This window comes from Sphingosinicella microcystinivorans (assembly GCF_027941835.1).
Classification (GTDB): domain Bacteria; phylum Pseudomonadota; class Alphaproteobacteria; order Sphingomonadales; family Sphingomonadaceae; genus Sphingosinicella.
In genome coordinates this window covers 883,407-907,962 of record NZ_CP116005.1, presented here as the reverse complement: position 1 = coordinate 907,962, position 24,556 = coordinate 883,407, and the positions used below count along the sequence as shown (strand labels likewise).

The window sequence follows — 24,556 nt, the reverse complement described above, 5'->3', positions numbered from 1 at the left end:
ATGTTTCCTGTCCTTCCAGCATGGGTGACGCCGGTGCACGGGCAGGATTGTCACCCGTCTGTTATGTCAGTATTGATAATTGGTATGCCAGTTAGCTTCGGGCTGCCGGAGGTCCGAATGAACGGAGACGCGGAAAAGATGGTCGGAGAGTTGCTTGCGGTTCGGCCACATACCGTCACCGACGAGGAAGCGGCGCGCCTGCTGCTCGACCTGTACGGCATCGACGGCGTGCTGGAGCCGCTGAGTTCAGAGCGTGACCAGAATTTCCGCGTCACCGCCGCCGACGGCGCGCGCTATGTCTTCAAGTTTTCGCACCCTGCGGAGGACCCCGCGGTCACGGTGCTGCAGACCGCCGCGCTGGCGCACGTCGCGGCGGCGGACCCGTCCCTGCCTGTCCCCCGCGTCGTGCCCACGCGGGCGGGCGCATTGATGGGAGAGCTGGACATGCACGGGCCGCCGCGCCGGTTCTTCCGGCTGTTCTCCTACATGCCGGGCGCGCTGCTCCACGAGATCGCCGCGGATGCGCGGCTCCTGCGCGCGATCGGCGGCGTGGCGGCGCGGCTCGACGCCGCGCTCGCGAGCTTCGCGCACCAGGATGCCGGCCAACTGCTGCTGTGGGATCTCACGCGCCTATCCCATGTCCGTCCGCTGCTCGGCGCGATGAGCGGGGATCCGTCCGAAGCCGCGGTGAGCCGCGCATTCGATGCCTTCGAGCAGGTCGCCGCGCCGATGCTGCCGCACTTGCGCGCCGGCTTCACCCACCACGATCTCAATCCCTACAACCTGCTCATCGCGCACGGTGCGGTTTCCGGCGTTCTCGATTTCGGCGACATGACGCGCGCGCCGCTGGTGTGCGACCTTGCAATCGCGGCGGCCTATCATCTGGGCTGCGGCCCCGGCGCGCTCGACGGCGCGGCGGCCTGTGTGTCAGGCTATCATGCCGTGTTGCCGCTCAGCCCCGAGGAAATGACGATCCTGCCCGCGCTGATCGCCGGTCGGCTGGCGATGACCATCGTTATAACAGAATGGCGCGCGCGCCGTGATCCCGGCAACGCGGCCTATATCCTCAGGAACAACCCTGCGGCGCGGCGCGGGCTCGCGGCGCTCGAGGCGGCGGGGTTCGATGCCGCCGCTGCGCACTTTCGCGCTGCCTGCACGGGAAAGGATGCGGCATGACGATGGTCAACGCCTTCGATGCTTCCACGGCCGGCGCGCTCGGTGAAACCGAGGCGGCGATGATCGCGAGGCGCGCGCAGCTGCTGGGTCCCGCCTATCGCCTGTTCTACGAGCGGCCCGTGCATCCGGTGCGCGGCGAGGGCGTATGGCTGACCGACGCCGGGGGCCGACGCCTGCTCGACGCCTACAACAACGTCGTCTCGGTGGGTCACTGCCACCCGCACGTCGTGGCGGCGATCTGCCGGCAGGCCGCCGTGCTCAACACGCACACCCGCTACCTCGACCGGACGATCCTCGATTATTCGCAGCGGCTGCTCGCGACCCTGCCGTCCGGCCTGGAGCAGGTGATGTATACTTGCACGGGCAGCGAGGCGAACGACCTCGCGCTGCGCGTCGCGCGCCATGTCACCGGGCGCGGGGGCGTGATCGTCACCGCCAACGCCTATCACGGCGTGACCGAGGCGACCGCCGAGCTTTCGCCCTCGCTCGGTCCCACGGTTGCGCCGGGCGCGCGCATCCGCGCCGTTGCGCCGCCCGGCGAGGGCGCCGATGCGGGCGCGCGTTTCGCGTCCGATGTCCGCGCGGCGATTGCCGACCTCGAGGCGAGCGGGCACGGCCTCGCCGCGATCCTGTTCGACACGGTGTTTTCGAGCGACGGGCTGCTCGTGCGCGTCGACGGCATTCCCGAGGCCGTGGCGGCGGTGAAGGTGGCGGGCGGCGTGCTGATCGCCGACGAGGTGCAAGGCGGTTTCGGCCGTACCGGCGAGGCGCTGTGGGGCTTCACGCGGCACGGCCTGTCGCCCGATATCGTCACCATGGGCAAGCCGATGGGCAACGGCCATCCCGTCGCCGCGGTTGTCTTCCGGCCGGAAGTGATCGCGCCGTTCGGTGCGTCGGTGCGCTATTTCAACACGTTCGGCGGGAACCCGGTCTCCTGCGCCGCCGCCGCCGCGGTGCTCGACGTGATCGAAGGCGAAGGCCTGCTCGCCAATGCCCGGGCGATGGGCAAGCGGCTGGACGAGGGATTGCGGGCGATCGCAGTGCGCTTCCCGGCGATCGGCGCGGTACGCTGCGTCGGGCTGTTCGCCGCCGCGGACATCGTCGACGAAGCCGGTTGTCCCGATGGCGCCGCGGCCGCGCGCGTCGTCAACCGGATGCGCGAGGCCGGCGTGCTCATCAGCGCCACCGGACCGCACGGGCACACGCTGAAAATCCGCCCGCCGCTCATATTCTCGCGCGAACATGTCGCGTTGCTGCTGGAGACGCTGCACGATGCCCTTGCCGACTGAACCGGCCGCGGATGCCGAAAAGGCCGAGCTGTCGCCGCGGCAGATGTTCGCCTATGCGCTGCCGGCCCTGCCGGTGGCCTTTCTCTATCTGCCGCTGCCGCTCCTCATCCCGTCCTTTTATTCGCAGCAGCTCGGGCTCAGCCTGACGGCGATCGGGTCGTTCCTGTTCTTCGCGCGCATCTTCGATTTCGTGATCGACCCGCTGCTCGGCCGGCTTTCGGACAGGACGCGGTCGCGTTGGGGCCGGCGCCGCCCGTGGATGATCGCCGGCGCGCCCATCATGATGCTGGGCTCGGCGCTGATCTTCCTGCCGCCCGACAACGTGGACGGCTGGTATCTGATGATGGCGACCATGACCATCTACCTCGGCGCCTCGATGCTCGGCCTCGCCTATTCGGCCTGGGGCGCGGAGGTGGTGCAGTCCTACCACGGCCGCGCGCGGCTGGCGGGTTTCCGCGAGGTTGCGAGCCTTGTCGGCACGCTGATGGCGGCGGGCATTCCTTCGATCACCGCGATCTGGGGACACGGCATCGACCGCTTCACGATGAGCTTCGTCGGCTGGGGGGTGCTGATCCTGACGCCGCCCGCGATCTTCGCGGCGCTGCGCTGGGTGCCCGAGCCGAAGCAGCCGGCGGTCGAGGGCCATGCCGAACCGCCGCTCAGGGACATGATGGTCCAGGTTCTCCGCAACCGGCCGTTCCGGCTGCTGTGCATCGCCTTCATCGTGCTGACGATCGGCGTTTCTGTCACCAATTCGGTGCTGGTGTTCTTCATCACCCACTATCTCAAGCAGCCGACGCTGGTCGGGCCGGTGCTCGGCCTCTCTTTCCTCTCGGTCCTGCTGTTCGTGCCGGTATGGGTGCGCATCAGCCGCCGCACCGGCAAGCACAAGGCGGTCGCCTATTCGCTGCTGATCGGCGTGGTCACGTCGGGCGTCTTCACGTTCATGCTGCAGCCGGGCGACGGCTACTGGTTCCTGGCGCTGATGGTGGTGCTGGGTGCCGCAAGCGCCGCCTTTCTGACCTTGCCCATCGGCATCATGGGCGATGTCATCGACTATGACGCCATGAAGAACGGGGAACAGCGCGGCGGCGTGTTCTTCGGCGTCTGGGCCTTCGCCCAGCAGATCGCCCCCGCCATCGCCATCGGCGTGACCTTGCCGTTCCTCGAGTGGCTGGGCTTCAATCCGGCGGGGACCAACGATGCAAGCGCCCTTCAGGGATTGCGCTACACATACTGCTTCGGACCGCTGCCCTTTTACCTGATCGGCGCGCTCCTGCTGCTGCGCTTCCCGATCAATGCCCGCCGCCACGCGATCATACGCAAACGGCTCGACAGCCGTCAGCGGCGGCTGCTTGCCGAGTTCGGCCCCCATGTCGGCGGAGCGGACCCGCTTCCCGGAACGCCAATTCAGGAGATCGCCCAATGAATTTCGAAGAGTATCGCAAATACGATGCCATCGGCCTTGCCGGTCTGGTGGGCACCCGCCAAGTTTCGCCCGACGAACTGCTCGATGCCGCGCTGGCCCGCGCCGCTGCGGTGAACCCGCAGCTCAATGCGCTCACCGTCGATCTGGAGGGGGAGGCGCGCGCCGCGATCCGGGCCGGGCTGCCCGATGGCCCGCTGAGCGGCGTGCCCTTCCCGATCAAGGACATCACCGTGAAGATGAAGGGCGTGCCGACCGGCGCGGGGTCCCGCCTGTTCGCCGGCCGGATTTATGCGGAAGAGAGCGAACTGATCCGCTCCTACCGCCGTTCCGGCATGACCCTGTTCGCCAAGACCAACACGCCCGAGTTCGGCCTCGCCACCGTCACCGAGCCGGTCGCGACCGGCATCACCCGCAACCCCTGGTCGCTCGGCCACACCTGCGGCGGCTCCTCCGGCGGCGCAGCGGCGGCGGTGGCGGCGGGAATCGTCCCGGCCGCGCACGGTAGCGACGGCGGCGGCTCGATCCGGACGCCCGCGTCGTGCTGCGCGCTGTTCGGGCTCAAGCCTTCGCGCGGGCGCGTTTCCATGGCCCCGGACGGCGACGGCTGGGGCGGTCTTGCCGTCCAGCACGCGCTTACGCGTTCGGTGCGCGACAGCGCGCTCCTGCTCGACATCGCAAGCGGCGCGCGGCCCGGCGACCTCTACCACGTTCCTCCGCCCGAGCGGCCGTTCGTCGAGGAGGCAGGGCGCGATCCCGGCAGGCTGCGTATCGGCTATACCACGCGTGCGCTGGTTCACGGCGAACTGCATCCCGAATGCGCGGCGGGTGTGATGAATGCCGCGAAGCTCTGCGAAAGGCTGGGCCACCATGTCGAAGAGGCCGTGCTCGATGTCGATTTCGTCGGGCTGGCGGTGGCGGCGAACACGATCGTCTGCACCTCGGTCGTCGCCACGTTGGAGGCGGAGGGCGCCGCGCGCGGCCGCCCGGTCGAGGCGCACGAGGTCGAGCGGTTGACCTGGAATATCTACCGGGACATGCGCGATAAGCCCGCCTACGAATTCGTGCTGGCCCAGCAGGCGATCAACACGATCCTGCGCAGGTTCGCGGCGGAAATGACTAAATATGATGTGCTGCTGCTCGCCAACAACGGCAGCCCGCCGATCCCGGTGGGCTACGCCTGCCCCGATGCCGAGGACCTGACCGACTATGCCGACCGGCTCTACCGCTTCATTCCCAATACGCAGCCGTTCAACGTCGCGGGGATGCCGGCGATGAGCGTGCCGCTCCACTGGAGCGCCGACGGGCTGCCGGTGGGCGTGCAATTTGCCGCGCCCGTGGGCGGCGAGGCGGTGCTGCTGCGGCTTGCCGGCCAGATCGAGGCGGCGCAGCCCTGGTTCGACCGCGTGCCGCCGGAGCCCTTCGCGGCATGAACAGCGACCGTCTCCGCATCATTGACCTGCCGGGAGGCGACCCGCACGCACGGGGCCGCGCCCATGGCGAGACGCTCCGCGCCGGTGTCGCCGAGATGCTCGACCGCTGGGGTGAGGGGCTCGGCGCGCTCTACGGTGTCGGCCGCGCGCGCTACGTCGAGCGTTTCCACGCCGCGACGCGCTATGCCGCGACCACCGAGCGGCTCGCGCCCGGCGTGATCGCCGAGGTGCGCGGCATCGCCGAGGGCGCGAACGTGCGCTTCGCCGACCTCCTCGCCGCGCAGCATATCAACGAGGAGTTCGAACTGGGCCCTGCGTTCGCGGCCGAGGCGTGCAGCACGATCATCCTGCCGCCCGCCGCGGGCCGCCCGGCGCTGATCGCGCAGAACCTCGACCTTGCCCAGTATCTCGACGGCCTTCAGATCCTGTTGCGCTGCCCGACCGGGGACGGATCGGGCGAAATCCTCGCGCTTTCCGTGCCCGGGATGATCTCGCTCAACGGCATGAACAGCCACGGTTTCGCGGTGTGCGACAACACCGTCAACCAGCTGCGGCCGAATCCGGAGGGGCTGCCCGTTTACGCGCTCTATCGGCTGCTGCTCGAGTCGCGGACGCTGGCGGAGGCCGCGGCGCTGGTCGAACGCATTCCGCCCGCGACCGGGCTCAACTGGGTGATGGGAGACCCGGACGGCGTGATGATGATCGAGCGCTCGGGATTCGAAACGGCGAAGACCCCGGGCGCCGACGGACGGCCGGTCTATCACACCAACCATCCGCTCGCCTGTTCGGACTGGGCGGGGCATGATTCGGCCACCGGCACGCGTCCGCGGCCCGCGCGCAGCTCCTACCTGAGATATGCCTCGCTGCATCAGCGCCTGCACGATGCGGATGCCGCCGTGCTCGGCGTGCAGGACCTGAAGGCCGTGCTCAGCGCGCGCGACGATCCCGATTATCCGGTGTCGCGCGGCGGCGGACAAACCGTGGACGACATGGCGATCGGTTTCACGCTGGCCTGCAGCGTTTTCGAACTGGATCGTGAACGGCCGCGCTGGCACCTCGCCAGCGGGCCGGGGCATTGCACGGAGATGCGCGTTTTCGAATTCAGTCGGCCCGGGGCCGGTTAGGCCCGATTGCGCCGAGGACGAACGCGATGAGGCGCGACGCCACCTCCTCGAGTTCCAGCGAGCCGTCTGCATGAAACCAGCGCGGAATCCAGTTCATCGCGCCGAAGATGAACATCGCGCTGATTTTCGGGTCGGGGCAGTCGAGCGTGCCGTCCGCGTTTCCATGCTCCAGGATTTCCCGCAGCATCGTGTCGATCCGGCGGCGCCCTTCGACCACCTGCCCGCGGTTTTCCGGCTCGAGCGCATTGGTGCCCGTCATCACCAGGCACGTGCCGAAATCGTCGACCACCATGCGGACGTAGCGGCGCAGGAATTCCTCCAGCCGTGTGCGCCCGTTGGCCTCGTCCCGCGTCGGCATCGGGTGGTCGCTGTTGGTGATCGCCTCGATCGCAAGGCGGTGACATTCGAAGAGAATGTCGTCCTTGCTGCGGAAATAATAATAGAGCGCGGGTTTCGAAACGTTCAGCGCCTCCGCGATGTCGGCGAGCGTGGTTTCGTGAAAGCCGTTCCGGCTGTAGGTCTTGGCCGCCGTTCGCAGAACGACCTGCCGTTTCAGCTCGAACTGTTCATCGCGGTTCGGAATCGCTTCACCCCATGCGCGCTTCGTCGCCTTCGCCATCCTGGTCTCCAATCGGCACGCGCCCTCGCGGCGCTTCGCCCATCACTAGCGCTTGACATTGCTTTGACCAACAGGATTATAGTTCGACTCGTGGGTAAATTAATCGACCGTGAGTCGAAACCCGGGGGTGGGAGAGCCATGAAAGAGCGAATCGGGGCGATGGCGGGCCTTGCCGATGCAGGGAGCGGAGCCGCGCATGAGCGGCTGTTCGAAGCGCTTTATCGCGGCAACATCAAGCGGCTGCGCCGCCACATGTGCCGCGTGCTCGGCTCGGCGGCCGATGCCGATGAGGTTGCCCACGACGCGTTCATCCGGCTCTACCGCAGCGACCTGACGCGCTACGATGACCCGTGCGCGGTGCTGTTCAGGACCGGGTGGCGGCTGGCGCTCAACCGCATCCGCGCGCGCGGCAGCAATCCGCTCGACCGCGCCGACGAACTGCCTGCCGAGATCGACCGCCTCGTCGTCAACAGCGAGTCGGCCGAGGACGCGATGCTGAACCGCGAGCGCGAGGGTGCGTATCGCGAGGCGATCGCTGCGCTGCCGCCGCGCTGCCGCCAGGTGATCGAACTGCGGACGGTGCACGAGCTTTCGTACAAGGAAATGTCGCACCGGCTCGGCCTGTCGGTCAGCACGCTCGAAAAGCACGTCGTCAAGGGCAAGAAGGTGTGCACCGAGGCGCTTGCCGCCTGGCACGCCGATGCCCGCCCCGTGGCGGCATAAGCCGATGGCGCGCACGCCGTCCTCTCCGGCGCTGCCGGGCCTGATGCAGGACGTGCCGCTGCTCGTCACGGGCATCGTGCGGCACGCCGCCACGATCAACGCCGGCCACGAGATCGTCTCGCGCGAGGCTTCGGGAGACATCGTCCGCACCGATTACGCCGGCGCTGAACTGCGCAGCCGCCGGCTCGCGCACGGTCTCGCCCGCCTCGGCATCCGCGAAGGGGACCGTGTCGCCAGCCTTGCGTGGAACAGTCATCGTCATCTGGAGCTGTTCTACGGCGTGCCCGGGCTCGGCGCAGTGCTCCACACCGTCAACCCGCGCTTCGGCGACGACCAGATCGTCTACATCCTCAACCATGCCGCCGACCGCGTGCTCGCGTTCGATGCCGACCTGCTGCCGCTGGTCGAGCGCATCGCGCCGCGGCTCGGGACGATCGAGCATTTCGTGCTGCTGGGCGCCGACCTGCCCGAAGCACGACTGCCGCTCGCCGCCTATGAAACGCTACTGGCCGACGAGGATTTCGCCTGGCCCGAACTCGACGAGCGGGCGGCGGCGATGCTCTGCTATACCAGCGGCACCACGGGCCATCCCAAGGGGGTTCTCACCTCGCATCGCTCGACCGTGATTCATGCGCTCGCCGCGCAGTCGGCCTGCGCCTTCGGGCTCACCCCGCAGGAAGGCGTGCTGCTCGTCGTGCCGATGTTTCATGCCTTCGGCTGGGGCCTGCCCTATGTCGCGGCGATTGCAGGCGCCAGGCTGGTGCTGCCGGGCCCGTCGCCCGATCCGGCGACGCTGGTGCAGTTGATCGGCCGCGAACAGGCCACGCTGGCGATGGGCGTGCCGACGGTGTGGACCGGCATCCTCGATCATCTCGCCGCGAACGGCGGCAGTCTTGCGCCGCTGCGGCGCGCGCTGATCGGCGGATCGGCGGTGCCGCCAGCGGTTGCGCGGCGGCTGCGCGAGGATCACAGCGTGGAGGTGATCACCGGTTGGGGGATGACCGAACTCAGCCCGCTCGGTTCCTTCACCAGCGTGACGCCGGAGATGGACAGGCTCCCCGCCGACGAGCGCGAGGCGCTCCGTGTCGGGCGCGCCGGGCGGCTGCTCTATCCGGTCGAGCTCAGCTTGCGCGACGCGCAGGGCAGGGAGGTTCCCGCGGACGGCCGCGCACCGGGCGACGTCTGGGTGCGCGGCCCCTTCGTCGCCGCGGGCTATTTCGGCGGCGAAGGCGGCGCGATGCTGGATGCAGAGGGATGGTTCCCGACCGGCGACGTCGCCACGCTCGACACGCACGGATCGATCGCCATCATCGACAGGTCGAAGGATCTCATCAAGTCGGGCGGCGAGTGGATCAGTTCGGCGGATCTCGAGCGCGCGGCGCTGACCGTACCCGGTATCTCGCAGGCCGCCGCCATCGCCGTCACCCATCCGAAGTGGCAGGAGCGCCCGCTGCTTCTGCTCGTCGCGCAGCCGGGCATGACGGTCGATCACGAGGCGGTGCGTGCGGCGATCGCCGCCCGGTTGCCGCGCTGGCAGCTTCCCGACGATATTGTGGAGGTCGACGCGCTGCCGCTGACTGCTACCGGTAAGATCGACAAGAAGGTGCTGCGCGCCGCCTATGCCGACCATCTCCTGGCGGAGACGCAAGCCGTACATGTTGAGGAGAACGCATGACGTTCGCTGTTCGTGACCGCGGGCTGCCGCCCTTGCCGCTGATTCATTTTCCCGAGATCGTCTCGCTGGGGGATGCGCCTCGCTTCCACGGCCGCGCGCGGGGCGCGCACACCGCCTTCGTCTTCGAGGGCCGCCGCACCAGCTGGGCCGAGTTCGACCGCAACACCGCGCGGGCCGCCAATGCGCTTGCTGCCGAGGGGATCGGCAAGGGCAGCCGGATCGCCTATCTCGGCAAGAACTCGGACCGCTATTTCGAGCTGCTGTTCGCTGCCTGTCGGATCGGCGCGGTGATGGTGCCGGTCAACTGGCGTCTTGCCGAACCCGAAGTGGCGCATGTCCTCGCCGATTCGGAGGCTGCACTGCTGTTCGTCGACGCCACGGGCGCGCCGATGGCCGTGCACATGTCGGCGGGTTGCCGGGTGCTCGCGGTTGAGCCGGTCGCGGGCTTCGAGGACTATGCTGCGTGGCGCGATGCAGCGCCCGACACGGACCTTTGCCCGGAGGTGAGGCCGGAGGAGCCGTGCATCCAGCTCTACACGAGCGGAACCACGGGCCGCCCCAAGGGCGTCCAGTTGCCGCACCGGGCACTTTATGCCTTCAATACCTATTCGGCGCAGCATCCGGACGAATTCGGCCCTGATTTCGTGTGGAACAACTGGATCGCGGATGATGTGGCGCTGGTTGCGCTGCCGGTTTTCCACATCAGCGGATCGGGGTGGGGCATAATCGCCGCCTATGCGGGCGCCTGCACGGTGGTGCTGCGCGAGTTCGCCAACGCGGCGGTGATCGACGCGGTTCGAACCTTCCGCGTCTCCAAGACGGTGCTTGTCCCCGCGACGATCCAGGCGATGGTCGACCATCCCGGCATCACCCGCGCGGATTTCGCCTCGCTCAAGTATTTCATGTACGGCGCGGCGCCGATCTCGGTCGATCTGCTCGAACGCGCCATGGCGACGTTCGGCTGCGAGTTCGTCCAGATATATGGCCTCACCGAAACCTGCGGCGGCGTGAGTTGCCTGCCGCCGGCAGACCACCGGCCGGGCAATCCCCGGATGCGTTCGGCTGGCAGGCCGCTGCCGGGGGTTTCGGTCAAGATCGTCGAACCCGGCGGCGACCGCGAACTGCCGGCCGGAGCGGTCGGCGAGATTTGCCTGAAGACCCCCGCCGCGATGAGCGGCTACTGGAGGCAGGAGGCGGAGACGGCGCGCATCCTCGGCGACGACGGCTGGCTGCGCAGCGGCGACGCCGGCTATCTGGACGCCGACGGTTATCTGTTCATCACCGACCGGGTGAAGGACATGGTCGTGACGGGCGGGGAGAACGTCTATCCGGCCGAAGTCGAGGCCGCGCTCGCGACCCATCCGGAGGTGCGCGAAGTCGCAGTGATCGGCGTCCCCGATCCAAGGTGGGGAGAGGCCGTGAAGGCGATCATTGCACCCGTGGCGGGGCGTTCGCCCGATCCCGCCGCGCTGATCGCCTGGGCGCGCGAGCGCATCGCGGGGTACAAGCTGCCCAAGTCGGTCGACTTCGTCGATGCGCTGCCCCGCAACGCCACCGGCAAGGTGATGAAGCACGAACTCCGCGCACCCTATTGGGCGGACCGCGACCGGAACGTGAATTGAGGAACGGCACCATGACTCCGATCGAACGCATGTTGGCCGAACGCGAATGCGAAAAGCTGCAGGTCGCCTACACGCTCACCGCCGATCGCGGCGATGCGGACGGCTTCACGGCGCTGTTCGCGGAGGACGCCTCGATCATCATTCCCGAGTATCCGCCATTTACCGGGCACGCCGCGATCCATGCCTCGCTGGTCGCGCTCGCCGGCACGGGCATGACCATGCGCCACGTGATCACCAATCAGCATGTCACCGCGACCGGCCCCGATACTGCCGAGGGGGGATGCTACCTGATCGTCTTCAACAACCCCGACCCGGCGGACGCCAACGGAATCCGCGACGTGCGTCTCCCTTCGACGGTGGGGGAATATGCAGATCGATTCATACGGAACGCGGCCGGATGGCGCTTCCGGGAACGGCGGTTGACGCGTGTCTTCCGTCCACGTGTGTGAGGGAGATTCCGGCGTGTCCGGACGTCGGGCGTGAGGAAAGGATTGAATGATGGAAATCGGCAACTGGAAATCCATGGCGGGGATGGCGGAAACCTATCGCAAGGCCCGCGAACTGGGACTGGAAACGAATATCGCCGAGCTCGAGGCCTTCGGCTTCACAGTGATACCGCCGGAGAAGACCGGGGCGCCGCGCGACTTCACCCGGCGACTTCTCGACCGCGTGATCGAGATCGCCGAAGACGAGGATGCCACTGCCGTCGAGCTCAACAAGCACAACGACACCAAGCCCGCCGACGGGCGCCAGCTCTTTCATCTGCTCAAGCGCGACCCGCTGTTCATCGAGACGCTGATGAACCCGGTCACGCGCACGATGGGCGCCTACATGATGGGGCAGAGCTACCTGCTTTCCAGCATGGTCGCGTTCCTGAAACCCGGACCCGCGCGGCCGACGCCGATGCACACCGACAGCGTCGGCGTACCGACGCCGCTCCCCGCCTACAGCTCGGTGTGCAACGTCAGCTGGATCCTGACGGACTACACGGTGGAGAACGGCACCTTCGGCATGGTGCCGGGCAGCCATCGCTGGTGCCGCCATCCGATCGTGAGCGAGCAGCCTTCGTTCGTCGGCGGCGCACTTGAGGAAGGCATGTGCGTGCCCGTCTGCGCCGAACCCGGCTCGCTCGTCGTCTTCACCGGCAACACGTGGCACTGCACCTATCCGAAGACGACGGAGACGCCGCGTTCGCACGTGGTCGTCGCGTTCTGCCGGAACTACGTCTATCCGGGCGAATCCAATGTCGACATGCCGGACGATCTGATCGCGCAGTACGGCCCAGAGTTCGCGCGCCTGATCGGCCGCAACGCATGGCAGGGCTATCAGGCGGAAGGGCCCGTGCTCGATCGGCTGCTCGCCGTCCGTCCCGCCTACCAGTCACAGCACGGTTGAGGGCGTCATGGCTGACAAGATCGAATTCGCAGGCCCCGAGTGGCATGAGCGTCTCAAAGGCTTGCTTGAGAAATACACGGCGGCCGCCGGTCCGGACGTGGAGCTGACGATCTGCGAGGTTTTCACGGACGTGCCGGAACATCTCGACAAGGACGGCAGCGGACGTATTGCCTGGAACTGCAGGATCGCAGGCGGCAAGGTCGATTTCCGGTACGGCGAGATCGCGTCCGCGGATCTCAAGACGATCGCCGATTATGATTTCGTCCTGCGCCTTGCCCGCATGAAGATGGAGGAAGGGACGCTCGCCGAATATCGCGCGATCCAGGCGGAGGGCGCTGCGAGCGGCAAGCTCAATACGACCGGCGATCATTCGAAGATCCCGCCCTCCTTCCACGGTATGCACAACGATCTCGCGGAGGTGACGGCATGACCGAAGAGCATCCCTACATCCTTTACGAGACTCCGGAGCCGGGGATCGCACGCATCGTGATGGATCGCGGCAATGCGGCCAACGCGCAGGACACGCGTTTCCTGTATGAACTCAACGCGGCCTTCGACAGGGCCGCCGCCGCCGACGACGTGCGTGTCATCATCCTCGCTGCCAACGGCAAGCATTTTTCGGCCGGGCACGACATACGGGAACGCAATCATCTGGAGAATCAGGACCGGTTCGCGCCCGTCACGCCGTTCCAGCAGCATCGCCGCCCGGGGGCCGAGGGCCGCATGTCGCGGGAGGAGGAGCTTTATACCGGCTTTTGCGAGCGTTGGCGCAACCTTCCCAAGATCACGATCGCCGCCGTGCAGGGGAAATGCGTTTCGGGCGGATTGCTGCTGTGCTGGCCGTGCGACCTGATCGTCGCCTCGGATGACGCGGAGTTCCAGGAAGTCACCGTCGCGATGGGCATTGCCGGCGTGGAATGGTTCGCCCACCCGTGGGAGATGCACCCCCGCAAGGCCAAGGAGATGCTGCTGACCGGCGAGCCGATCGGCGCGGAGGAGGCGCGCCAGATCGGCATGGTCAATCGAGTCGTGCCGCGCGCCGATCTGGCCGAGGCGACGCTCCTGCTTGCGCGCCGGATCGCGCGGCAGCCGAGCTTCGCCACCAAGATGGTCAAGCAGGCGGTCAACGGCGCGGTCGACGCGCAGGGGCGCCATGCCGCCAATCAGATCGCCTTCGCGCTTCATCACCTTGGGCACAGCCACGCGATGGAGGTGTACGGCCTGCCGGTCGATCCCGGCGGCATCCATGCGAGCGTGGCGAAGACATATGCGCCCGGAGACGAACCGTTTCGGGCGCCTGCGGCAACGAAGCCTGCAAAATAGCCGCCCGGCGGAAATCCGCTGGAGGGTTTCGCGCCGCGGTGTGTCGAAACGGATGACGGAACAATCCGCGAAATGGGAGGGGAGAGGGGAGGACAATGGCTGCGACCATGACACATTCAAAGCGTCTGAAAACGGGGCTGCTGCTGTTTGCAGGATTGGGTGCACTGGGAATTGCTTCCGCACCGGCGCTGGCCGGCGAGGAACAGCCGGAGCGTTCGGGGCAGGGCAGCGAAAGCCAGGGGATCGGTGAGATCATCGTCACGGCGCAGCGCCGCGCCGAACGCGACATCGACGTTCCGCTGTCGATCACGGCGTTCAATGCCGATGATGTCCGAAATGCCAATGCGAGTTATCTGACGGATCTGGGCACCCGGGTTCCGGGCATCAATATCTCGCAGTCGCCCGGAACGGGAGCGCCGACCATCGCCATTCGCGGCGTCAGTTCCGCGAGCAACGGCAATCCGGGTTTCCCGCCCGCGATCGGCGTCTATGTCGACGACGTGTATCAGGGCCGCGATCCGACGTTCAACACGATCCTCAACGACATCGAGCGCATCGAGGTGCTGCGCGGCCCGCAGGGCACGCTCTACGGCAAGAACACGATCGGCGGCGCCATCAACATCATCACGCGCGATCCGGGCAACGATGCGGAGATCGGCGGTGATCTGACATACGGCAATCTCGACTATTTCCAGATCCGTGCGTCGGCGGGCGGCGCGCTCGTACCCGATCAGCTCATGGTGCGCGTGTCCGGCGTTCACCGTGAGCGTGGCGGGTTCATCCGCAACACGCTCACCGGCAAGGACGCCAACGGCCTGAACGCGGACGGCGGCCGGATCGTCGTCCTGTCCAAAATCGCCGAAAATGTCCGGCTGCGCCTCAGTGCCGACTATTTCACCGAGGAAGGCAGAACCGCGCTCGAAACCGGTCCGGTCACGCTTCCGGCAATTGCGCGATTCGCCGACATTCTGCCGCAAGACCCCGAGGACAATATCGTTCAGCTCGACGCGCCGGATTTCGCAAGGCGCGAGGTCTATGGTTTTGCCGGCAGGCTCGACATCGACCTCGGTCCGGCCGCGCTGACATCAATCACCGCCTATCGTCGCTACAATTCGAACTTCAACTACGACTCCGACGGCTTGCCCATCGACGGCTTCGACGTCGGCCGCGAAGAGAACGGCAAGAACTTCAGCCAGGAGCTGCGCCTCGCCTCGACGGGAGACGATGCGCTCACGTGGCTGCTCGGCTTCTATTACTATGAAGATGAAACCTACAACCTGCGCCGCCTGCACTATGGCACGGATATTCCGTTCCTGATCGCCGGCGCCGCGGCTCCTGTCGTGTTTCCGGGCTATGCCGGCGAGCGATCGCTTACCGAGTCGACGATCGACGGCCGAAGCTACGCCTTTTTTGGTTCCGCGACGTACAAGCTCACCGAAAGACTGAAGCTGAGCGCGGGCCTGCGCTACACGCACGAGAGCAAGGATTTCACATACGAGCAGGGTATCACGGAGCAGTATACCGGGGGTCCCGTGAGCGTCGTCGCCGGATCCGTCGTCAATATTCCGCTGCGCCATGAAAAATACAGCGACGGCCGCCTCACCGGCGATGCGAGCCTGAGCTTCGATATCGTGCCCGATGTCGTCAGCTATCTGCGGTACAGTCGCGGCTTCAAGGCGGGCGGCTTCCAGACCGACGTGGTCTCGCCGCCGTTCAACCCCTCCGAATCGCTGGGCTTCGATCCCGAAACGGTGGACAGCTACGAACTCGGCCTCAAGGCCTTGCTGTTCAACCGGCGGGCGCGGCTGAACCTTGCCGTTTTCCACATGGACTGGAGCGGCAAGCAGGAACAGATATACACCGGCTTTTCGTTCCTGATCCGCAACGCCGCGACGGCGAAGAGCACCGGCGCCGAACTCGAGCTGTCCGCGCAGCTCGCGGAAGGTCTGAACGTCAACGGCAATATCAGCTATCTCGATACGCGCTATTCCAGCTTCCCGGGCAATGCACTCGACAAGCAGAATTTCCCGAATCTTCCCAAATGGAGCGGGGCGGCGGGCATCCAGTACCAGACGCCGATCTCCTCGAAGCTCGAATTGTTCGCGCGCGGCGATCTCATTCACCGCGGCTCGACCTACAATCTGCCCAACGCCAGCGTGCGGATCGAGATTCCGACGATCACCACCTTCGACGGCCGTTTCGGCGTCCAGTCCGCGGACGGCACGTGGGGCCTCTATGCGTGGGGACGCAACCTCTCCAACGAGAACGCACTGGGGCGCGGGCTGAACTTCCCGCTGGGACCGTCCAACATCACGACCCGCGCGGCGACGATCGGCCGGACCTACGGCCTCGAACTGCGTTTCAACTACTGACGAAAGCGTTCTAAGGGGGGTGGCTCGCGCGACCCCCTTTTCTCTTGCGTGCCGGGACTGCCATGATCGATTCGCCTTACTATACGCACGAGCACGAGATCTTCCGCGAAGGCGTGCGCCGGTTTCTGGCGCAGGAATGTCTTCCGCACCGCAAGGAATGGCAGGCGGCGCTCAAGACTTCGCGCGAATTGTGGAACAAGGCGGGAGAGGCCGGACTCCTCTGCACCAAGGTGAGCCCGGACTACGGCGGCGCGGGCGGCGACATCTTTCACTGCCTGATCGTGATGGAGGAGCAGACGCGGGCCCATTTCGGCGAACTCGCCTTTTACCTGCACAGCGACATCATCGCCCCTTACATCGAACTCTACGGCACGTCCGAGCAGCGCGAACGCTACCTGCCGAAGATGGTGACCGGCGAAATCGTGGCGGCGATCGCGATGACCGAGCCGGGCGCGGGCAGCGACCTGCAGGCGATCACGACGCGGGCGCGCCGCGAGGGCGGCGACTATGTGCTCGACGGCGCGAAGACGTTCATCAGCAACGCCCAGAACGCCGACCTCATCGTTGTCGCCGCCAAGACCGACACCGGCGCAGGCGCGAAGGGCATCAGCCTGTTCCTGCTGGAGACCGCGAACGCGGAGGGCTTCGCGCTCGGCCGCAATCTCCGCAAGATCGGGGTCAAGGCGCAGGACACGTCCGAGCTTTTTTTCGACCGTGTCCGCCTGCCCGCCGACCGGCTGCTCGGAGGGGTCGAGGGGCGCGGCTTCTACCAGCTCATGGACCGGCTGCCCGAGGAGCGGCTGATCATGGCGATGTCGGCGGTCGCGACGATGGAGAGCGCGGTCGACGAGACGGTCGCGCACGCCAGGGCGCGCAGGACCTTCGGCAAAGCCTTGATCGAGCACCAGCATGTCCGGCTCGAACTGGCGCGCTGCCGGACCCTTGCGACGATCGCGCGCGCCTATCTCAACCGCGCGCTCGACCTGTTCATGGAAGGCCGCCTCGACGCCCGTGCCGGTGCGATGGTGAAATACTGGACCACCGAGAGCTGCTGCAAGGTGACGGACGCCTGCCTCCAGCTGTTCGGCGGCTATGGATACATGAAGGACTATCCGATTGCCATCCGCTGGGCCGATGCGCGCCTGGGGCGCATCGCCGGGGGCGCCACTGAAGTGATGAAAGACCTGATCGGACGATCGCTGTGAACACCACGCCCGCCGCCGTGACTCCCGGCACGACCCGCCTGCCCTATCAGGGCGAACACGAGATGCTGCGCGAGACGGCCCGCCGTTTCTTCGAGGACTGCCGGCCGCACCGCGAGGCATGGGAGGCGGAGGGCATGGTGCCCCGCCATGTGTGGCGCCGCGCGGGCGAACTCGGGCTGCTCTGCCCGCGCCTGCCGGCCGTGTTCGGCGGCTCGGACGGCGACTTCCTGTTTTCGGTCGTGCTGATCGAGGAGCAGGTGCGCGCAGGCCTCGCTGCGCCGATGATCTCGCTGCACAGCGATGTCGTCGCGCCCTACATCGCGCACTACGGCACGCCCGCGCAGAAGGCGCACGTGCTGCCGAAGCTGGCGTCGGGCGAATGGATCGCGGCGGTGGCGATGACCGAGCCCGAAGCGGGCAGCGATCTGCGCGGCATACGCACCACTGCGCGCCGCGACGGCGAGTCTTGGGTGATCAACGGCCAGAAGACCTTCATCTCCAATGGCTGCTGCGCGGATCTGATCGTGCTTGCCGCCAAGGCCGAGTCAGGTATCAGCCTGTTCCTGGTCGAGACCGGCGGGCTTGAGGGTTTTCGCCGCGGCGCGCCGCTCGACAAGCTCGGGCAATGGGCGGCCGATACCGCCGAGCTGTTTTTCGACGACGTCCGCCTGCCCGCGGAGGCGCTGCTCGGGGCCGAAGGGCAGGGCTTCGGGCTGCTGCGCGAGCGGCTGATCGAGGAACGTCTGCTGACGGGCATCACCGCAGTGGCGATGGCCGAGATGGCGATCCGGCACACGCTGGAATACACGCGCCAGCGCAAGGTGTTCGGCAAGTCGGTGCTGGATTTCCAGAATTCGCGCTTCAAGCTGACCGAGGCGATGACCGATACCGACGTGGCGCGCACCTTCCTCGACGGCTGCATTCTCGGCTTCATGGAGGGCAGGCTCGGAGAAGCCGAGGCGGCGATGCTCAAGTACTGGACCACCGACCTTCAGAACCGCGTTGCCGACGACTGCCTGCAACTCCACGGCGGCTACGGCTATATGCTGGAATATCCGATCGCGCGCTTGTGGCTGGATAGCCGGGTCGCGCGCATCTACGGCGGCAGCAACGAGATCATGCTGGAAATCATTGGCCGGTCGCTGTGAGCGCCGGTTTCAGGGTCGCGCGCGACGGCGCGGTGGAAACGCTGACGCTCGATCGGAGCGCGCGGCTGAACGCGCTCGACATGACGATGATTGCTACGCTGACGGACTATTTCACCGGGCTCGCCGAACGCGCCGAGGTGCGCTGCGTGCTGCTTGCCGGCAGCGGGCGCAGTTTCTGTTCCGGGCTCGACCTTTCCGCCTGGAGCGGGCTGCTTGATCGCGGCTCCGTGGCCGACGTGATCGACGTTCAGGAACGCGCGGGGCGCCTGATCCGTGCGATGCGCGCCGCGCCGCAACCGTTGATCGGGCTGGCGCACGGCCACGCGGCCGGGATCGGCTTCGCGATGCTGCTGGCGTGCGACCTGCGCTTCGGCGCGCGGACGCTCGCGATGAACGTCGCTTCGGTTCGCATCGGGCTCAGCGGCGCCGACGTCGGCATCAGCTTCCTGCTCCCGCGGATCGTCGGCGAAGGCCGTGCGGCGGACCTGATGCTCACCGGCCGCGTGATGCGCGCCGAGGAGGCGCTGGCGGCCGGGCTGCTTGCCGACGTCGTCGAGGAGCATGACCTGCGCGAATGCGGGTTGCGGGCGGCGGCGGATATTCTGCGCAATGCACCGCTCGGCGTCCGGATGACCAAATCGGCGCTCGCGGCCTCGGCGTCCAGCCTGAAAAGCGCGATGGCGATCGAGGACCGCCAGCAGATCATGCTCGTCTCCACCGATGACCACCGGGAGGCGCTCGCCGCATTCCGCGAAAAGCGCACGGCGGTTTTCGCGGGGCGTTGAGGCGTGGCCGATCCGGACGTGCCGGTTACGGACAGGCGCGGGGCATTTTTTCGATGAGGGCGCGTGTCCGTTCGAAGCCTGCGATCGCTGCCGGGTCGGGCTCATACAGCATGATCGACGCGTAGATCCCGATGATGTTGTGTCCGTGGCGGTCGTAGAAATTGATGCCCCGCGTCCGCCGTGTGGGGTCTTCCGCAGGCAGGTCCGTGGCGTAGACGGCGGCGACCTTGTCGAGCTGGATATGGGAATGGATGCCCCTGCCTTCATCGGCATAGACATCGAGATAGCCGGGGTCGGCGACCGCCTGTGTCGTGGGCACCTTGCCGTAAAGGCTGAAGGCGTGCTCGCTCTGCGGGGAGATGACGACACGCACCATCGTGTCCTTTCCCCATGCGTCGATGGATTTCCACAGGTCCGCGACCGCGTCGCCGGTGATCCATGCCCCGATCGAGACGTCCCGCGGCAGGGCGCTGGCGAACGTGAATTCCTTCATTCCGAGGAACCGCGAGCCTATGGCGACAGGGGCGCCCGGGAACTCCGCGGCGCCCTTGCGCGCGGCCTGCTTTTCCTGATCCGTCGCGCACGCCGGTCTCGGCGTCGCCCATGCTGCGGGGGCGTGGAATGCGATCGCCGCGGCCAGCAAGGCCAGCGATGCCATGCGCGGGGCGATACCGTTCCTGTTTTCCATGTGACTCGTTCCTGTTCGTTTCGTGTTTCGGTGTCAGTCGTCGGGTGAGCGCGTGCCGTGAAGCTGATCCATGGCGACACGCTCCTCGTAGAAGCGGCGATGCTGGCGATAGGTGAGCCCGGCGGAGAGCGACGTGTTGAACTGCTGCGTCCAGACCTCGCGCTGGTCCTTGGGCAGGGAGCGGACGCGGAGGCGAAGCGCGTAGCGCTGCTCGGCATTCATGGCGCGGTATTCGTCCGCCGTGGGTACGGCGATGCCGCCGGGCGCGCCGGGGGGCGCGAGTTTCGCGGCCGGTTGCGGACGCGCGAGACCTGTCCCCAGCGCATGGCGGATCACGGGCGAGGCCCATTCGGTTGCCGTACCGGCGAGCCCGACGAATTCGCTGGAAATACCGGCGAGGGATTGCAGGAATTCATGGAATTCCCGGGTATCCGCCGGGCGGGATTCGCAGGGTGGCGTTGACGTGCGTGCGTCCGTGATCAGCAGGACGCGCGGCGTCGCCTGCGTCGCCTGCAGCTTCGGCCCCAGCCGCCCGCGGAGCTGCGGCTCCGCCAGGAAACGGTTTTCGAACGCGATCGCGGGGTTCACGGCGACGAACGTGTCGAACGATGCGGGCGCGTTCACGAGCGCATAGAGCGCGAAAAGGCCGGCGCAGGACCGCCCGAAAAGCGTCTGCTTCTCCCGGTCGATCTGGAAGCGTCCGGCGATTTCCGGCTTGAGCTGCCGTTCGATGACGTCGAGGAAGTCCTCGGCGCCGCCCGTGCCGCTGTCCTTCGGCGGCTCGACCGAAACGGACGGCGTCAGGTCGAGGCGGCCGGCCTTGCCGGGATCGACGCCCTGCGGATAGCCGATGCCGACGACGAGCACCGGCTTGCCGCCGCCATGAACGGCGCCCGCGAGGTCGCGGAACGCGGCATCGTCGGCCGGAACGTAGAGGACGGGATAGCCCGTTGCCGGGGCGGGCAGGCGGGGCCTCGCTATGCTGACGAGATAGTCCCGGCCGGTGACGCCGGAGCGGATTTCGAAGGCGTCCGCGCTTCGGGCCGTCGCCGGCGCCCCGGCATGACCGGCGTATCCGGCCACCGGCAGCGCCAGAAGCGCGGCCGCGGCAACGATCGGCGCGTGCAGGAAGGACGGGATCGGCATCAGCGTGCTTCCTTCCCGTCAGCGGCAAGGCTGACGCGGCGCACGATCCTCGCTTCGGAGAGCGCCTGTTTGCCGAACGGCATCCGGTACAGCTGCTTGCCGGAAAACAGCCTGACCTGCTCCTCGCGGTCGCGCGAGGCGGGCTCGCCGGTTTGCCCGTAGGCAAGGAGGACATCGGCGATCAGCTCTCCGTTCTCCCATCTCACCCGGTGCAGGTACGCGGCGCCCGCGGCGACGCCGGGAAACCCCTCCTTCGTGAGCGGCAGCACATCCATGGCGTTCAGCACGCCCTGCCGCATCGAACCGCCGTGGAGCGGAATGCGTCCGCCCGGTGTGTCGGCGAAAAATGCGCGTTCCCAAGGCGTGTCGACGGCGAAGCCGAGCGTCTCGAGCTCCTTCACCGTGTCTTCGATGGCGGCAAGCACGCCGGCCCGGTTTTCGGCGGTGATCGACAGCGGTTCCTTCACGGTGAGGTCGTCGGGATTCCGGGGCGGCACGACAGCGTCCATGCGGGCGATCCTGAGCCAGAGCTGGTGGAACAGCAGCGCGCCGCGGCTTTCGGAATTGTTCTTCCGGTCCCACGCCGCCAGCGCGGCGCAGCCCCTTGCGGCTTCCGGAGAGAGGGCGGCCGGGGCGCATACGCCGAGAATCTGGTCGAGCCACTCTTCTGCCGCGAAGTTGCGATTGTCGAACATGACCTCCATCGCTTCGGCCGGCGTCACCACGCCGTCCGCGCTGATCTCGCCCATGCGGCGGGTCGACATGACGATGCGCATGTTCCGGTCGCGGCCCCGGTCGCCGAAGCTGCCGGAGGTCGACGTGGGGACGAACGGGTCCTCATCGCCGAACAGGACCGGATATTCCGGCATCGCGCGCCCGTAGACGCTGTGTTTGTAGCTGTTGTTCGTGCTCTGGATGATCCTGCGCGTGACCGCGCCGGGATAGCGCGCGGAGGGCGCGAGGGACGGCGTGCCGTCGCGCTGCTGCGCGGCGCAGGCGCGCTTCGATCCGTCGAGCACATAGAAGGCGGCGGACGGGTCCGGATAGCGGCACTCCGCGAGCCGGGCGTCGCTGAGATCGAGAACCGGCCCGGCCTCCACCAGCGCGATGTCGCCGTGCCTGTCTCCGGCGATGACATGCACGCCGCGGCCCCGGTTGTTCTCGATCGCCTTGACGAGTTCGCCGACATTGCCTGCGCGGCCGGCGGCGAGGAACTGATCGAGCGCGCGCGCATTCGCATCGCTCGGGGCCGTGACCGCATACCAGCCCGCGGGCCGCCCCTGCGAGGGCAGCGCCGGCAGCCTGTAGACCGGGCCGAGCTCCGAAAACGGCACCTCGAACGTCCGCGTGGAGAGGGTCCCGTCCTGCTCCAGGGCCTCGATTTCCATCCGCCTGAGCGCGAGCGGCTTGCGCTTCCCGTCCATGACGTAGGTCGGGCGCGTCCCGGACTCCTGCACGTCCATGACCTGCAGCATGTACCAGCTGTGCGCGCTGGTGAGGCCCCACGCGACATGGTCGTTGAAGCCGATCATGGGAACCGGGAGGCCCGAAAAGGCCGCGCCGGCGACGTCGATCTCGCCGGGAATGGTGAGGTGCGTGACATGGAAGGAATGCCAGTGACGGTACATCCACGGCGAGTGCGGGTTGGCGACGACGATCGCGCCGCCGTTCGGGACGACGTCGCCGCCATACGCCCACGCGTTGCTGCCCTGTCCCTTCACGAGGTCGTTGTAGGTGGCAAGCGCGGCGCGGACCGCGGCGTCCGTATCGGCGTTGCCGTCCGCCGTCTTCGATTTCCATGCCGAAGCGGACGACATGGCATAAAGCGCGACGTGGAAGGCTTTCTTGGTGATGCCGATGGCCAGCTCGGCGCGCAGGATGTCGTCCTCCGTCACCGTCGGAACGGGCTTGCCCTCGCACAGGGTCCGGCGCTGCGCGGCCGGCATTTCGGAGACGTACCTGTTGATCCCGGCCGCGTAGCCGCGAACGAGCGCGCGCGTATCCGGCCGAAGCCGGCTTGCCGCCAGACGCAGGACATCGCCGGAGAGCTGGACCCGGAAGAAGAGGTCGGCGTTGAGATTGGTGGTCGGCACGAAGCCGGCCATTGCCTTCCCGTCCGCGCCGTACCAGCGCGAGCGCTCGCCGCGCAGCGTGATGTAGTGATCCGCGATGGCGCACAGCCGGTCCTGGGCGACCGCATAACCGTATCCGAGGCCGAGGCCGTGATAGTCGGCGGCGGTGACGTGCGGAATGCCGTGCTCCGTCCACAGGATTTCGATCGCGCTGCGGGGCGGAGCGGCATCGGCCGCTTCGCCCCGCCCGGCGATCGTTGTCGCCAGCAGGGCCCAGAGGAGGGCCTTTGCAGGGGAGGTCATTGCGACTCCGCGGGCAGTCTCAGGTTGCACAGGGCACGTTTCCGGTATCAGGGCTGCATATAAATTTCGATATTTCTTCATAATCGAAGCGCTGAGGCGCGCGAAGATAGGTATGTCCCGCATAGGAATATCTATTTTTCCGATATGTCTCAATTGCACCGAACGGTCTTTCAGAACCCCTGGTTGAGCGCTTTCGCACATCGTGCCGCGGGCGCGGTGTCCCCGCCGTGCTCGCGCGTTTGCAACGCTTCGCGCACGCAGTTCGCGGTTCTCTGCACATGGGTCCTGATGAGATGGCCCGCGCGCAGGGATTTCCGGTCAAGCACGGCTTCCGCGATGGCGTCGTGCTCATCGTGGGTGTCGGGGTCTATGCGGCGACCGGGAAGCACGATCGCCCGGTACCGCTCCGCGTGCCTGTGCAGCATCTGGCGTATCCGCATCAGCCAGGGCGACGCGCACGCCGACGCCAGCGCATCGTGAAACCGCCTGTTGGCGCGCTCCCAGGCCGCGAGCGCGACGTCGTCATCGCCTTCGATCAGGCGCTCCGCGGACTCGGCGAGCGCGGCATGGGCCTCGCGCACGCGCGCTTCCCACGCCCCGTCGCCCAGCCTGATCGAGCGCATGACGGCTTCCGTCTCGATCAGGGCCCGTATTCCCACGGTATCCTCGAATTCGTTCGCGGATATGGGCGAGACCCAGAACCCTCTCTGCCCTTCCGTGCGGACCAGCGCGTCGCCCGTCAGCTTCACGAGCGCTTCGCGAAGCGGGCTCATGCCGACGCCGTAGAGCCTGGAAAATTTCTCCATGCGCAGCTTGGTGCCCGGTATCAACGCGCCCGAGACGATGTCGCGGTGAAGCTCCTGATAGATATAGTCCGCGATCGTCCGCGTATCGGCCTTGTCGTCCGGCTGATCGGAATGATCAATCATCGTCCTGTCTCCGCAGCGCGGCTGCGTCCCGGAACGGCTGCATCGTCATGATCGAATGCGGAGCCGACACGGAAATCGCGCATCGGCTCCGCATTTCCCGTTC

21 protein-coding genes are annotated in these 24,556 nt (G+C 67.1%); 16 read left to right on the top strand and 5 right to left on the bottom strand.

Annotation, left to right across the window (positions count from 1 at the left end; all coding sequences use genetic code 11):
* Positions 1-117: 117 nt before the first annotated feature.
* From PE061_RS04370 to PE061_RS04350, 5 genes are read left to right on the top strand one after another with little or no spacing between them, the layout of a single operon-like run.
* A complete protein-coding gene (locus PE061_RS04370; protein ID WP_271257946.1) occupies positions 118-1,176 on the top strand; it encodes a phosphotransferase in 1,059 nt (352 codons plus the stop codon).
* Positions 1,173-2,465, top strand: coding sequence for an aspartate aminotransferase family protein (locus PE061_RS04365; RefSeq protein ID WP_271257945.1), 1,293 nt, complete (start codon positions 1,173-1,175; stop codon positions 2,463-2,465). Before PE061_RS04370 ends, PE061_RS04365 begins: the two co-directional genes overlap by 4 nt.
* Positions 2,449-3,894 (top strand): MFS transporter, encoded by a 1,446-nt coding sequence (locus PE061_RS04360; protein ID WP_271257944.1) that lies wholly within the window; start codon positions 2,449-2,451, stop codon positions 3,892-3,894. The genes PE061_RS04365 and PE061_RS04360 overlap by 17 nt, the downstream gene beginning before the upstream one ends.
* Positions 3,891-5,324, top strand: a complete 1,434-nt coding sequence (locus tag PE061_RS04355; protein ID WP_271257943.1) for an amidase — start codon at positions 3,891-3,893, stop codon at positions 5,322-5,324. Before PE061_RS04360 ends, PE061_RS04355 begins: the two co-directional genes overlap by 4 nt.
* Entirely contained in the window at positions 5,321-6,448 is a 1,128-nt protein-coding gene (locus PE061_RS04350) for a C45 family autoproteolytic acyltransferase/hydolase (RefSeq protein ID WP_271257942.1), read from the top strand. The genes PE061_RS04355 and PE061_RS04350 overlap by 4 nt, the downstream gene beginning before the upstream one ends.
* On the opposite strand, the gene PE061_RS04345 is transcribed toward PE061_RS04350, so the two are convergent.
* Entirely contained in the window at positions 6,426-7,067 is a 642-nt protein-coding gene (locus PE061_RS04345) for a TetR/AcrR family transcriptional regulator (RefSeq protein WP_271257941.1), read from the bottom strand. The two genes, PE061_RS04350 and PE061_RS04345, sit on opposite strands and share 23 nt — an antisense overlap.
* A 138-nt stretch (positions 7,068-7,205) precedes the next feature.
* Between PE061_RS04345 and PE061_RS04340 the strand changes: the two genes are divergently transcribed.
* From PE061_RS04340 to PE061_RS04290, 11 genes are all read left to right on the top strand, one after another.
* Positions 7,206-7,790 carry an RNA polymerase sigma factor gene (locus PE061_RS04340; RefSeq protein ID WP_271257940.1) on the top strand — a complete coding sequence of 195 codons (585 nt, stop codon included), beginning with the start codon at positions 7,206-7,208 and terminating at the stop codon, positions 7,788-7,790.
* Positions 7,791-7,794: 4 nt separating this feature from the next.
* Positions 7,795-9,465: a long-chain fatty acid--CoA ligase gene (locus tag PE061_RS04335; protein WP_271257939.1), complete on the top strand. Its 1,671-nt coding sequence runs from the start codon at positions 7,795-7,797 to the stop codon at positions 9,463-9,465.
* Positions 9,462-11,087, top strand: coding sequence for a long-chain-fatty-acid--CoA ligase (locus PE061_RS04330; RefSeq protein ID WP_271257938.1), 1,626 nt, complete (start codon positions 9,462-9,464; stop codon positions 11,085-11,087). Before PE061_RS04335 ends, PE061_RS04330 begins: the two co-directional genes overlap by 4 nt.
* A gap of 11 nt (positions 11,088-11,098) precedes the next feature.
* A complete protein-coding gene (locus PE061_RS04325; RefSeq protein WP_271257937.1) occupies positions 11,099-11,536 on the top strand; it encodes a nuclear transport factor 2 family protein in 438 nt (145 codons plus the stop codon).
* A gap of 46 nt (positions 11,537-11,582) precedes the next feature.
* The gene (locus tag PE061_RS04320; protein ID WP_271257936.1) at positions 11,583-12,482 is read left to right on the top strand and encodes a phytanoyl-CoA dioxygenase family protein; all 900 of its coding nucleotides are present in this window, start codon (positions 11,583-11,585) and stop codon (positions 12,480-12,482) included.
* A 7-nt stretch (positions 12,483-12,489) separates the two neighbouring features.
* On the top strand, positions 12,490-12,912 hold the full coding sequence (locus tag PE061_RS04315) for a hypothetical protein (protein WP_271257935.1): 423 nt from the start codon (positions 12,490-12,492) through the stop codon (positions 12,910-12,912).
* On the top strand, positions 12,909-13,805 hold the full coding sequence (locus PE061_RS04310; RefSeq protein ID WP_271257934.1) for an enoyl-CoA hydratase: 897 nt from the start codon (positions 12,909-12,911) through the stop codon (positions 13,803-13,805). Before PE061_RS04315 ends, PE061_RS04310 begins: the two co-directional genes overlap by 4 nt.
* Positions 13,806-13,900: 95 nt before the next feature.
* Positions 13,901-16,177, top strand: coding sequence for a TonB-dependent receptor (locus tag PE061_RS04305; protein ID WP_271257933.1), 2,277 nt, complete (start codon positions 13,901-13,903; stop codon positions 16,175-16,177).
* A gap of 62 nt (positions 16,178-16,239) precedes the next feature.
* Positions 16,240-17,382: an acyl-CoA dehydrogenase family protein gene (locus PE061_RS04300; RefSeq protein WP_271257932.1), complete on the top strand. Its 1,143-nt coding sequence runs from the start codon at positions 16,240-16,242 to the stop codon at positions 17,380-17,382.
* Positions 17,379-18,530 (top strand): acyl-CoA dehydrogenase family protein, encoded by a 1,152-nt coding sequence (locus tag PE061_RS04295; RefSeq protein WP_271257931.1) that lies wholly within the window; start codon positions 17,379-17,381, stop codon positions 18,528-18,530. The genes PE061_RS04300 and PE061_RS04295 overlap by 4 nt, the downstream gene beginning before the upstream one ends.
* Positions 18,527-19,315, top strand: coding sequence for an enoyl-CoA hydratase/isomerase family protein (locus PE061_RS04290; protein WP_271257930.1), 789 nt, complete (start codon positions 18,527-18,529; stop codon positions 19,313-19,315). The genes PE061_RS04295 and PE061_RS04290 overlap by 4 nt, the downstream gene beginning before the upstream one ends.
* A gap of 25 nt (positions 19,316-19,340) precedes the next feature.
* Here PE061_RS04290 and PE061_RS04285 read toward each other — a convergent pair whose 3' ends face one another.
* The 4 genes from PE061_RS04285 to PE061_RS04270 form a co-directional block, all read right to left on the bottom strand.
* Positions 19,341-20,003 (bottom strand): ChuX/HutX family heme-like substrate-binding protein, encoded by a 663-nt coding sequence (locus PE061_RS04285; protein ID WP_271257929.1) that lies wholly within the window; start codon positions 20,001-20,003, stop codon positions 19,341-19,343.
* A gap of 33 nt (positions 20,004-20,036) precedes the next feature.
* Entirely contained in the window at positions 20,037-21,149 is a 1,113-nt protein-coding gene (locus PE061_RS04280) for an alpha/beta hydrolase (RefSeq protein ID WP_271257928.1), read from the bottom strand.
* Positions 21,149-23,524: a penicillin acylase family protein gene (locus PE061_RS04275; protein ID WP_271257927.1), complete on the bottom strand. Its 2,376-nt coding sequence runs from the start codon at positions 23,522-23,524 to the stop codon at positions 21,149-21,151. The genes PE061_RS04280 and PE061_RS04275 overlap by 1 nt, the downstream gene beginning before the upstream one ends.
* A gap of 170 nt (positions 23,525-23,694) precedes the next feature.
* Complete coding sequence (locus tag PE061_RS04270; RefSeq protein ID WP_271257926.1) at positions 23,695-24,453, bottom strand: GntR family transcriptional regulator; 759 nt, start codon at positions 24,451-24,453, stop codon at positions 23,695-23,697.
* Positions 24,454-24,556: the final 103 nt, after the last annotated feature.